Origin of the sequence: Rubrobacter taiwanensis (assembly GCF_004337705.1) — a bacterium.
In the GTDB taxonomy this organism is placed as follows: Bacteria; Actinomycetota; Rubrobacteria; order Rubrobacterales; family Rubrobacteraceae; genus Rubrobacter_C; species Rubrobacter_C taiwanensis.
The window spans coordinates 20,539-31,768 of sequence record NZ_SKBU01000020.1 but is presented as its reverse complement, the minus strand read 5'-3'; the positions used below and the strand labels follow the sequence as shown (position 1 = coordinate 31,768).

At 67.4% G+C, this 11,230-nt stretch carries 11 protein-coding genes; 9 read left to right on the top strand and 2 right to left on the bottom strand.

Translation table 11 applies throughout. The annotated features are described in order from the left end of the window. Window positions 1-3: 3 nt before the first annotated feature. The 5 genes from E0L93_RS11495 (at window position 4) to E0L93_RS11475 (ending at window position 6,080) form a co-directional block, all read left to right on the top strand. Window positions 4-1,248: a cytochrome P450 gene (locus E0L93_RS11495; RefSeq protein WP_132692050.1), complete on the top strand. Its 1,245-nt coding sequence runs from the start codon at window positions 4-6 to the stop codon at window positions 1,246-1,248. Then, a complete protein-coding gene (locus E0L93_RS11490; RefSeq protein WP_165874323.1) occupies window positions 1,245-2,168 on the top strand; it encodes a VOC family protein in 924 nt (307 codons plus the stop codon). Before E0L93_RS11495 ends, E0L93_RS11490 begins: the two co-directional genes overlap by 4 nt. Next, window positions 2,165-2,965 (top strand): acetoacetate decarboxylase family protein, encoded by an 801-nt coding sequence (locus tag E0L93_RS11485; protein ID WP_207890453.1) that lies wholly within the window; start codon window positions 2,165-2,167, stop codon window positions 2,963-2,965. The genes E0L93_RS11490 and E0L93_RS11485 overlap by 4 nt, the downstream gene beginning before the upstream one ends. Then, window positions 2,962-4,428, top strand: coding sequence for an aldehyde dehydrogenase (locus tag E0L93_RS11480; protein ID WP_132692046.1), 1,467 nt, complete (start codon window positions 2,962-2,964; stop codon window positions 4,426-4,428). The genes E0L93_RS11485 and E0L93_RS11480 overlap by 4 nt, the downstream gene beginning before the upstream one ends. 77 nt (window positions 4,429-4,505) lie before the next feature. Next, window positions 4,506-6,080 (top strand): APC family permease, encoded by a 1,575-nt coding sequence (locus E0L93_RS11475; RefSeq protein WP_207890452.1) that lies wholly within the window; start codon window positions 4,506-4,508, stop codon window positions 6,078-6,080. A 9-nt stretch (window positions 6,081-6,089) separates the two neighbouring features. Here E0L93_RS11475 and mutL read toward each other — a convergent pair whose 3' ends face one another. Next, a complete protein-coding gene (gene mutL / locus E0L93_RS11470; RefSeq protein ID WP_132692044.1) occupies window positions 6,090-7,862 on the bottom strand; it encodes a DNA mismatch repair endonuclease MutL in 1,773 nt (590 codons plus the stop codon). A gap of 44 nt (window positions 7,863-7,906) precedes the next feature. Then, on the bottom strand, window positions 7,907-8,458 hold the full coding sequence (locus E0L93_RS15870) for a TetR/AcrR family transcriptional regulator (RefSeq protein ID WP_165874322.1): 552 nt from the start codon (window positions 8,456-8,458) through the stop codon (window positions 7,907-7,909). 175 nt (window positions 8,459-8,633) lie between these two features. Between E0L93_RS15870 and E0L93_RS15865 the strand changes: the two genes are divergently transcribed. The 4 genes from E0L93_RS15865 to E0L93_RS11450 all read left to right on the top strand — a co-directional run bounded on the left by E0L93_RS15865 (window position 8,634) and on the right by E0L93_RS11450 (window position 11,225). Further along, entirely contained in the window at window positions 8,634-9,806 is a 1,173-nt protein-coding gene (locus E0L93_RS15865) for a hypothetical protein (RefSeq protein WP_165874321.1), read from the top strand. A 34-nt stretch (window positions 9,807-9,840) separates the two neighbouring features. Further along, window positions 9,841-10,281 (top strand): hypothetical protein, encoded by a 441-nt coding sequence (locus tag E0L93_RS11460; protein WP_132692040.1) that lies wholly within the window; start codon window positions 9,841-9,843, stop codon window positions 10,279-10,281. Between the two features lie 75 nt (window positions 10,282-10,356). After that, window positions 10,357-10,605: a hypothetical protein gene (locus tag E0L93_RS11455; RefSeq protein ID WP_132692038.1), complete on the top strand. Its 249-nt coding sequence runs from the start codon at window positions 10,357-10,359 to the stop codon at window positions 10,603-10,605. A 20-nt stretch (window positions 10,606-10,625) separates the two neighbouring features. Continuing rightward, a complete protein-coding gene (locus tag E0L93_RS11450) occupies window positions 10,626-11,225 on the top strand; it encodes a YIP1 family protein (RefSeq protein WP_132692036.1) in 600 nt (199 codons plus the stop codon). Window positions 11,226-11,230 lie beyond the last annotated feature (5 nt).

The window sequence follows — 11,230 nt, the reverse complement described above, 5'->3', positions numbered from 1 at the left end:
GAGATGACGAGAGTAGTCGAGACGGTTCCGCTGGAGGAGATAGACCTCTCGGACCCCGACGCCTTCGTCGAGCGGGTGCCCCACGAGTGGTTCCGGACGCTGCGCCGGGAGGCGCCCGTCTTCTTTAACCCCGAGCCCGACGGCCCCGGCTTCTGGGTCATAAGCCGCTACGAGGACATCCGGGAGGTGCACCGCCGCTGGGAGATCTACTCCTCCGAGATCGGTGGGACCTCGCTTGAGGATCTGGAGCCCGACCAGATCGAGGCGCGCAAGTCCATGATAGACCTCGACCCGCCGCGCCACGACGAGATCCGGCGCCTCATCAGGGGGCGCTTCTCCCCGCGGTCGGTGAAGGAGTGGGAGGACCAGGTGCGCCGGGTCGCCCGCGAGGTGATCGAGGCCGCCCTCCCCAAGGGCGAGTTCGACTTCGTGCGCGAGATCTCCTCGGAGATCCCGATGCGGATCTTTGCGGACATCCTGGGCGTCCCGCAGGAGGAGCGGCGCTACATCATCGAGATCGGGGACCACCTGCTCGGCAACCAGGACCCGGAGTTCGCCCGGCCCCCGGAGAAGCCAGAGCACCGGCTCCTTCCGTTCTCGAGCCCGGCCGCGCTGGAGCTCTTCAGGATCGGGCGGGCGCTCGCCGCGGAGCGCCGCAAGAACCCCAGGGACGACATCATCACCCAGATGGCCTTCGGCGGGCTCACCCAGCGCGAGTTCGACGTGAACTTCGTGCTGCTCGCCACCGCCGGGAACGAGACCACCCGCCACACCATCACCCACGGCCTCCTGGCCCTCATCGAGAACCCCGACCAGCTCGAGAGGCTCCGCCGCGACCCCTCCCTCTACCCGTCGGCGGCCGAGGAGATGCTCCGCTGGGCGACCCCGGTGCACCACTTCCGGCGCACCACCACCCGGGAGACGGAGCTGGCCGGGACGAAGATACCGGCCGGGGCGAAGGTGACGACCTGGTTCACCTCCGGCAACCGGGACGAGACGGTCTTCGAGAAGGCGGACGTCTTTGACGTCGGCCGGGAGCCGAGCCGGCACCGGGGGCACATGACCTTCGGCCCCGGCGGCAAGCACTTCTGCCTCGGGGCGCACCTCGCCCGGATGGAGGTGCGGGTGACGTTCGAGGAGCTCATCCCGCGCCTCAAGGCCGTCGAGCTCGCGGGGCCGGTGGACCGCCTGCGATCCAACTTCTTCAACGGCATAAAGCGGATGCCCGTCAGGGTGGAGGCGGTGTGATCTCGCTGCGCCGGATAGACCACGTGAGCCTCCGGGTCCGCGACGTCGAGGAGGCCGCCCGCCGCTGGGCTCTCCAGTTCGGCCTCGCCGTACGCGAGAAGGACGGGCGCCGCGCCCGCCTCGCCTGCGACGACGAGCCCTTCTCGCTGGAGCTCCTCGCCGCTGAGGGTCCCGGCGTCGAGCACGTCGCCTACGAGCTGCGGCGCTCCTGCACCCTCGACGACGCCCGGCGGCACTTCGAGGACCTCGGCGTGCCGTACGAGGAGCACGCCGGCGGCCTGCGCGTCGCCGACCCGGAGGGCAACCGCGTGCTGGTGCTCCCCTACCGGGAGCCCCGGGAGAGGTGGGTTTCGCACGCCCGGGCGGCCACCGACCAGGTCGTCGGCCACCCGCGCAAGCTCGGGCACGTCAACTTCCTCACCGGGGCGCTCGCCGAGGGCGTCGGGTTCTACACCCGGGTTCTCGGCATGCGGATCACCGACCGGCTCGGCGACGGGGGGGTGTGGTTCCACATAAGCAGCGACCACCACGTCATGGCGCTCGTGGACAAGGGCTACCCCCACTTCCACCACCTCGCCTTCGACGTGGTCGACATCGGTCAGATGCGGGCCGCCCTCGACCACCTCGGGCGGCACGGGCGCTGGCTCGGGTGGGGACCGGTGCGCCACGGCATCGGCGGCAACATCGCCTCCTACGTTCGCATCGTCGAGGAGGAGTGCTTCGTCGAGCTCTACTGCGACATGGAGCAGCTCGAGCCCGACCACGAGGCGCGCCGCTGGCCCGACAACCGCTTCTCCTCCAACACCTGGGGCCCCCTGCCGCCCCGCTCCTACTTCCGCTTCGACGAGGCGGCCGTCGCCTCCGAGCGCGAGAGCCTGGAGATGCTAGGTCACCCGCTACCCGAGGAGGTCTCCAGTTGAGCCTGAAGGGTTACACCGTCCCGCGCACCAGCACCGGGAAGGCGAGCCTCGTCCCGCCGCCGCCGTGGCACTACGTCGGCGACTTCCTCGTCGTGGACTACTGGGCCGACCCCGACGCGGTGCGCGCCGTCCTGCCCGAGGGGCTGGACCCCCACCCCGACCCCGGAAGGTGCGCCGCGGTCTTCGCCGACTGGCAGTCGTGCTCCGAGGGCGGGGAGGAGATCCTTGACCCCATCCGCTCCCACTACCGCGAGTTCTTTATCGTGGTCAACGCCCTCTTCGAGGGCGAGGAGGTGACCACCTGCCCGTTTATCTGGGTGGACCAGGACTTCGCGCTCGCGCGGGGCTGGATCCAGGGCTTCCCCAAGAAACTTGGCTCGATCTGGATGACCCGCACCTTCGGCCTCGACGTCCCCGCAGACCCCGGCCTAAAGCCCGGGGGGCGCCACGGCGCGACCTGCTCCGCCCGCGGGCGCCAGATAGCCGAGATGACCCTCACCATCGAGGGCGAGAGCGCCGAAGGGCCGCGCCACAACGCCCCGCCCATAATCAACGTGCGCCACTTCCCGCGCCTGGCCGCCGGCCGCCACGGCGACCCGCAGGTGCACGAGCTGGTGCGCGCCGTGAGCCGCGACCGGGCCATCTCCAGGGTCTTCGCCGGGCCGGCCACCCTCGCCCTGCACCCGGCTCCCGGCGAGGAGCACGACTCTCTGGCCCCCGTGAGGATAGACCGCGGCTACCGCTTCACCTTCGGCTACACCGTGGACGACCTGAAGACCGTGAAGGAGCTCGCATGAGAGCGGCCGCCGGGCGCATCCGGGTGGCGGGCGTGGAGGTCTCCCCCGACCACTACATCGGCGGAGAGCGGGTCGCAAGCCGGGAGCGCTTCGAGGACATCTCCCCGATCACGAACGAGGTCATCGCCGAAATCTCGCGCGGCGGGGAGGCCGAGGTGGACGCGGCGGTGCGCGCCGCCTGCGACGCCTTCCCGGAGTGGGCCGCTTTGGGCCCCGCCGGCCGCGCCCCCTACCTGCACCGCCTCGCCGACCTCATAGACGCCAACGTCGAGAGGCTCGCCGCGGTCGAGTGCATGGACATGGCGATGCTCCTGCGCTCCCTGCGGGCGCGCGTGATCCCGCGCGGGGCCCGCAACTACCGGGCCTACGCCGACCTCGCCGCCTCTTACGAGGAGCGCGACTGGCGCTCGCAGGGTACCTGGAACCGGGTGCAGCGGATGCCCGCCGGGCCGGCGGCGGTCATCACGCCCTGGAACGCCCCGTTCATGCTCTCTACCTGGAAGACCGCTCCGGCCTTGGCCGCCGGCTGCACGGTCGTCCTCAAGCCCGCCGAGTGGTCGCCGCTCTCCTGCTCGCTGCTCGCCGACCTCTTCGAGGAGGCCGGCTTCCCGCCCGGCGTCTTCAACGTCGTGCAGGGGCTCGGGGAGGAGGCCGGGGCGGCGCTCGTGGCGCACCCCCTGGTGCGCCGCGTCTCCTTTACCGGCTCGCCGGAGACGGGGCGCCTGATCGGGGTGGCCGCCGCGAAAAACCTCGTGCCCTTTACCGCCGAGCTCGGCGGCAAGGGGCCGCTCATCGTCTTCGAGGACGCAGACCTCGACGCCGCCGCCCGCAAGGCCGCCGGCCAGTACGACGACGCCGGGCAGGTCTGCCTCGCCGGGACGCGCCTGCTCGTGCAGGAGTCCGTGGCCGGGGAGTTCCTCCGGCTCTTCCACCGCCACGCCGACGATCACGTCCTCGGCGACCCGCGCGACGAGCGCACCACCGTCTCGCCCCTCATCCACCCCGACCACCTCAGGCGCGTCGAGGGCTTCGTCGAGCGCGCCCGCGAGGAGGGGCACAAAGTGCTGCGCGGCGGGCGGCGCTCGCCCGCGGGCCCGCTCTTCTACCAGCCCACCCTCATCGAGCCGCGCTCCAACGACGCCGAGATCGTCCAGCGCGAGGTCTTCGGGCCCGTGCTCACCTTCCAGACCTTCGCCGACGAGGAGGAGGCCGTCGCTCTGGCCAACTCCACCGAGTACGGTCTCTCCGGGATAATCTACACCTCCTCGATGGGGCGCGCGGACCGCGTCGGGAGGGCTGTGCGCGCGGGCGTGGTGTGGGTCAACACCTTCCTGGTGCGCGACCTGACCGCCCCCTTCGGCGGGATGGGCATCTCCGGCATCGGGCGCGAGGGCGGTGACTACGCGCTGGACTTCTACTCCGACCTGAAGACCCTCCAGATCCTGGAGGGCAGCGTGAGATGAAAGACCGGCTGCCCCGGCCGCCGTAGGGCATCTCTAGGGCCAGGCTTGAAACTCACCGGGGGAAGAGAGGAGTGAGCATGAATCAGGGGGAAACGCCCGTCCGCGGGGGAAGTTCGGGAGAGGGACGGGAGCATCTGCACCGGGGCGCCATGGGCGTCTCCGACATCGTCTTCTTCATCGTCGCCGCCGCGGCTCCGCTCACCGCCGTTGCAGGGGGACAGGCGGTAGCCTATCTGGTGACCGGGAACCAGGGGCTTCCCGCCGTCTTCCTGTTCTACGGGATCGTGCTCGCGCTCTTCGCGACCGGCTACGCGACCATGAGCCACTACGTGACCGGGGCCGGGGCCTTCTATGCCTACGTCGCCCGGGGGCTCGGCAGGGCTGCCGGGCTGGGGACCGCCTTCATAGCCCTCGTCGCATACAATGCCATGCAGATCGGGATCTATGGCCTCTACGGCGTGGCGCTCACCGGCTACCTCAACCTCAAGCTCGGCACCAGCATCGACTGGTGGGTGGTGGTGCTGCTGACGATCGGGATAATCGGGGTTTTGGGGGTGCTTCAGATCGACCTCAACGCCAAGGTTCTGGGCGTGGTGCTCGCCGCCGAGGTCTTCGTGGTCGTCCTGTTCGACTTGGCCATTCTCACCGATCCGGGCCCGCAGGGGCTTACCTGGTCCCAGTTTCTCCCCACCACCGCGTTGGAGGGTGGAACTCTGGGCGCGGCTCTGGTGTTCGGCATCGCCTCGTTCGTCGGCTTCGAGTCGGCGGCTCTCTACAGTGAGGAGGCACGGGACCCGCGCCGGACCGTTGCGCGGGCCACGTACATAGCCGTGGCCCTCGTCGCCATCTTCTACGCGGTCTCCAGCTGGCTCCTCGCCGTGGCGGCCGGTCCGGCGACGATCACGTCCCCGGAGCGGCTGGCCGCTGAGGGGTACACGACGGCTGGGGCGCCGGATCCCACGACCGTGCTGTTCATCGCCGGGGCCGAGAGGCTCGGCGCGTGGTTTGCGGACGTGGGCGGGCTCTTCTTCGCCACGAGCCTGTTCGCCGCCCTGCTCTCCTTCCACAACGCGGTAGCCCGGTATATCTTCGCCCTCGGCCGTGAGCGGGTTCTGCCCGCCTTCCTGAGCCGGGTGAACCCCCGCACGGAGGCTCCATACGCGGCCTCTCTGACGCAGACCGCTCTGGCCCTGGCTATCGTGGCGGTCTTCGCCGTCCTCGGTCTGGACCCGGTGCTCACCCTCTTCACGTGGCTCACGAACACGGGGGCGCTGGGGGTGGTGGCTCTGCTGAGCCTGCTCTCGTTCTCGGTCGTCGCCTTCTTCCTGAGTGACGGCCGCGGCGAGAGCCGCGCGAAGCGCCTGATCGCCCCCCTGCTGGCGGGCGCGGTGCTGATCGTCGTCCTGGTGCTCGTCGTGCTGAACTTCAACGTGCTGCTGACGGGGGATCCGGCCGCGCCGCTGGACCCGCTGGCCGTCGTCCTGCCCGCCGTGGTGCTCGGAGCGGGCTTCGTCGGCCTTCTGACGGCGCTCTTCCTGCGTTCCCGGAGCCCGGCGGTCTACGCCGGTATCGGCGAAGGGGGACCCGCCTACCGGGCGGAGGAGCGGACTCCGGGGGTAGAGAGCCCGCCCGTCCCGGAGGAGCAGAGATGACCCTGCTGCCTAATGACGATCGAGCTTGCGGGCCACCTCGCTGACGCCGATGCGGTAGCAGATCGAACGCCCGTGCGGGCAGGTGGCGGGCAGGCGGCTGGTGAGCCAGTCCCGGATCAAGGCCTCCATCTCGGGCTGCGAGAGCCGGTCGCCCAGCTTCACCGCCGAGTGGCAGGCGATGGTGGCCAGGATCTTCTCCTCCCGCCGGTGGCCCGGCTCGGTGCCCGAGAGCGCCGAGACGGCCTCCTTGAACGCCCCGGCCACGTCCCGGTCGGCCAGGGTCGAGATCACGCCCGTTATCCGGTACGAACGCGGCCCGAACGGCTCCACCTCGAAGCCGTAGACACCGAGCTCGTCCAGGTGCTCGGCGGCCAGTTCGGCCTCTGAGGGTGAGAGCTCGACCACCTCCGGGGTGAGGAGGCTCTGGATGCCCGCGGGCTCCTCGGCGGCGGTGAGGCGGTCGAGAATGGCGCGCTCGTGGGCTACGTGCTGGTCTACTATCCACAGCGCTCCCGGCTCCTCGACGAGGATGTACCCGGCGGCGAGCTGGCCGATCACGCGCAGCTCCTCCAGCTTCGGCAGCGCTCCGCGCTCGGGCAGCTCCGGCTGTGCCTCTCCGCGGGCCGGCGGCGAGATCTCGGAGAGCCTCTCCCGCACCTCCCGCAGGTCGCGGTGCGGCCGGGCCGGGTACGGGTCGCGGCTCTCGGCCACCCGGGGCGGAGTCCACCGGCTCTGGTCGGTAAGCCGGTCCTGGGTGAAGCTCGGCTCCGGGGAGCGCGGCGCGGCGCGCGGCGGGCTCGGGGTCCACTCTATGGCGCTGCGCACCGCGGCCGAGATCGCCGAGCGCGCGGCCCGCTCGTCCGAGAAGCGCACGAGCTGCTTGGTGGGGTGTACGTTCACGTCCACCCGGCGCGGGTCCACCTCGATGTGCAGCACCACCGGCGGGTACCGGCCGGCCGGGACTGTGGCCCGGTAAGCGTCGTCCAGGCCCCGGAAGAGACTCTCGCTGCGGACCCACCGGCGGTTCACGGCGACCGTCTGGGCACCGCGGCCGCTCTCGGTCAGGCTCGGCAGCGCAGCGTAGCCCGCGATCCTGAACGCTCCCGTCTCGTACTCCACCGGCCGCAGCGCCCGCGCCTTGGACGCCCCGATGAGCTGGGCCAGCCGCTCCCGCAGACCGCCGGCCGCCGGAAGCGAGAGGTAATCCCGCCCCTGCTCGGTCAGCCGGAAGGCCACCTGCGGGTAGGCGAGCGCTATGTGGTGCATCACGTCCAGGATCGCGGCTCGCTCCGGCCGGGTGCCCTTCAGGAACGCCCGCCGCGCCGGGACGTTGTAGAAGATGCGGTCCACCAGCACGGTCGTGCCCTTCGGGTGGGCGGTGGGGGAGACCTCGGCCTCCGCGCCGCCCTCGACCACCACCTTCGTCCCGGCTCCGCTCCCGGTGGAGGTCAGGAGCTGGAAGCTGCTGACGCTGGCTATGGAGGGCAGGGCCTCGCCCCGGAACCCCAGAGTAGTTACCGCCTCTATGTCCTCCACGGAGCGGATCTTGCTCGTCGCATGGCGCTGCACGCTGAGCTTCGCGTCCTCAGGGCCCATCCCGGAGCCGTCGTCCCGCACGAGGATGCGGGAGGTCCCTCCGGCCGCAAGCTCTATCTCGACGCGCCCGGCCCCGGCGTCCAGGGCGTTCTCGACCAGCTCCTTGACTACCGAAGCCGGCCGGTCCACCACCTCCCCGGCGGCGACCTGCTGCGCTATCTGAGGTTCCAGGACGTGTATCTTCATCTGGGGGAAGATTGTACACGCTGGCGGAGCCGTTACTACAGCGGTTAGCCGGTGAGCGCTCCGTGGGCCGCTCCGAGCCCCGCCCGCCGCACGGCCTCGGGGTCTTCCTCCGGGAAGCGGATCACCGCCGCCTGCAGCGCCGCCAGCGCGCACCCCGCCCGCACCCGGCCCTCGCAGTCGGACTCCTCCCCGGCGAGGAGCCGCATGAGCCGGTCGTTGAGCTCCACGGCCCGCTCCCCGATCCCCGGCCGCCCCAGCACCGTCGGGTCGCCGCCCAGGAGCGCCACCAGCTCCCGGTCTTCGAGGATCAGGTCGAAGTACTCCTCCAACAACGCTTGCCGGTCGGCCGAGCCGGCAGCCTCGTGTCTCTCCAGGAACTCCTCCACCCTCCCGAACAGCGGCTCGGCCATGGCGCGCAGGATGTCGTCCTTGGCCCGGAAGTGGTGGTAGACGTTTGCCTTGCTCGTGCCGATCTCCTCGGCGATCATGCGCGTCGGAGTATCGCTGTAGCCCCGCTGCCGGAAGAGCCGGAGCGCGACCTCCAGGATCTCCTCCCTGCGCGAATTCTTCTCCCGAAACTCCAGAGGCTCGGCCAACCCTGCTCCTTCTCTCACCGGGACACCGTTTCTCCGCTGGCCGGCACCTTCTACCGGCCGCCCGGCTAATTTTATCCGATTCGACCTTGACAAAGAGATCAAACATGGCAAACTGACCGTGCGATCGGTACTGACCGTTTGCCCGGTAAACGACGGAGAAGAGGAGGAGTCGATAATGGGCAGGTTGTTTGGTCGCTCTTCGGAGGACGCGCGACTGGTTTTGGGTTTCGACGCCGGGTGCATGACCTGCAGCGAGCTGGCGAAGAGCATCGAGGACGCGGTAGGCGAGAGGCTGGAGGTCCGCAGCCTGCACGACCCGCAGGTGCACCGCTGGCGCGAGGAGGCTCTGGGCGAGGATGCTCTTTGGGCTCCGACGCTGATCGAGGTTGGAGGTGAAGAGGTCAAGGCTTGGACCGGGATGCGCATGGGGGTTCGTCTGAGCCGGGCGTTGGGACCGAAGGACACCTGGCGGGTGATGCAGGTTTTGGGCGAGATGAACTCTGGAGTCATAGCAGATGCAACAGCTATGGGTGGTAGGAGTCTTAGCCGGGCGCAGTTCATAAAGGGTGTGGGTGGCATGGCACTAGCCATGTCCGTATTGTCGGGCGCTGGAAGGCTTACTTCCACGGCCGACGCCGCAGAGGGAGTAGGAATCTCCCATGGTAGCCCGGCACAGCAGAGGAGAGCGAAACAGATAGTCCGTTCTTCGCAGGAGTTCAGGCGTCTGGCCGCTGCGCATCGGCAAGCTCTGATACAGATGGATGGTAGTGTTCGGAGTGGTCGATTTCGGTTTGACTGGGCCGATGTCGCATTCGCAGACGACATGACTTTCGCAGTAGTTACGGTGCCGGCTGTAAACGAGGCAAGATCCGTAGTCGCCACGTTTCTTATTGATCTGCAGAATAGCGAGGTTTCCTACTACTATCATGTGGTCAGTACGTCCGTCGTTCAGGACAAGAAGAGGCTAACCACTTACTTGGGCAACCAGAATCAGGCCGACTCTCACATACTCCTCGATAGCGACTACGTCGTTGATGCTGACGGGCGCAGACTCAGTAGCGAGCAATTCGTAAGGGAAAACGAGGAGCCAGAATTCACCATTCAGTCGAATCTTTACTGTGTCGACTGCCCCCAAGCTGCTTGCACGCCTTGTCGCAGGCAATACTATGATATATGTCTGTTCGTGGTTCGGAGAGGCGGATGTGGTGCTTTCGGTCTCGTTGTGGGCGGAATTGTTGGACGAGCAGTAGTAAGAGCTGTTTGTAGTTCGATCGCCGGTAGAGCCGTACGGGGGTGCAGAGGAGGATGCGCAGCGTACGCCAACAGCACTTGCGCGCGTAGAGGATAGCGCAGACAGAAGCGAACTACCCGGATGTCGGAGAATGCTGAGTTTCCTGGCACTTTTGAGCGGAGTTTTTGTGGGAGGTGGCTTGGTATACCTCGCCACCTCTTCGCAAAGGTGGGGTAGATCCGTGGCGGCTGTTTTGGGTGTGCTTTGGATTATCTTGGTACTCGGGTCCGTATTGGTGGTAGCCGAGCCTGTCACCGGCTTCCTGTCTCTGATCGTGAGCGAAGAAAACCTGCTCGGGAGCTTCTTGGGAGGGTTCATGTTGGGGGTCGGAGGAGTAATACTTGACAAACTAGCCGAGCAGTATCTGGGCTTCTCAGGCTTGTCTTTGAGTGAAGTCTATCGAAGTAGGAAGGAAGCCGGACGCGGCGTACTCATAGTTGCTGCGATTGCGGTAGGTTTGATAACAGCGGTGGCTGTTATTTTCGGGTTGTTAGCGGTCGTCGTACATACTGTTGCTTACTTCTCCGCTTGACAAGCCTTGTCAAGGTTTTCGGTGATCCTGGGGGCTTGGCTCCTGCTCATGCTCCGGCGGAGAAGATACACGAAGGTGCCGGAACGCAAGGAGACTATCGTCGCGGACGGTGAAGAGAGGCTCCGTTCCACAGGATGGTACCGACAGAGAAGCCGGGAGGTTCGGGAGGAGATCAGGAGCGAGTACCGGCCCCGGATAGATAGGTCGGGGCTGGTCAAGGGGTTGTGGCTGGAGGTCAGGATGTGGTGGGAGATCCTGAAGGGTACAGACCTCTACTACGTCGCCGAGCAGGCCCGATCCAGGGCCTCCTTCAAGCGGCGCTAACCAGAGCCAGGGAGGAGTATATGGAGGCCGGAGCACAAAGGTCCAGCAATGAGTTCGACCTTTCCGTGCCGTTGCGGAGCTTCTTGACGACCGCCTGGAAGGTGATGACAAAACCGAATGCGTTTTTCCGTGGCGTCGGCAGGGATAGCGACATCAGGGCACCATTCACGTTCGGGCTTGCATGCGTCCTGGTCTACTTCTTGTTGTCTGCGGCAACCGGTGTCCCGGTTCTAGACGGAGCGGTGACCCAGGCAATCGGGTTCGGTGACTTGCCAACGATAGCGGCCGTACTGTTCTTCGCCGTGATCCTGGCCCCCCTGTTTGTCGCGGTCTTGCTCTGCATAGCCGCTGGCTTCTACCACATCCTGGTCGCTATCGTTCTGAGGTCCCGCAATGTGGGGTTTGAGGTCACCTTCAGGATATACGCGTATTCCACCGCAGTACTGCTTCTGAGTTGGATCCCGGTAGTCGGGTACCTCGCCTACGCCTACGGATACTACTTGATCTTTGCGGGTGTCAGAAGACTTCACTCAGCGTCGCGAACGCAGGCGGCTATAGTCGCGCTCTTGCCGGCAGCAGCTTGGCTGCTGATACTCTTCCTGGCAGGCTCCTTCCGATAAGGCTT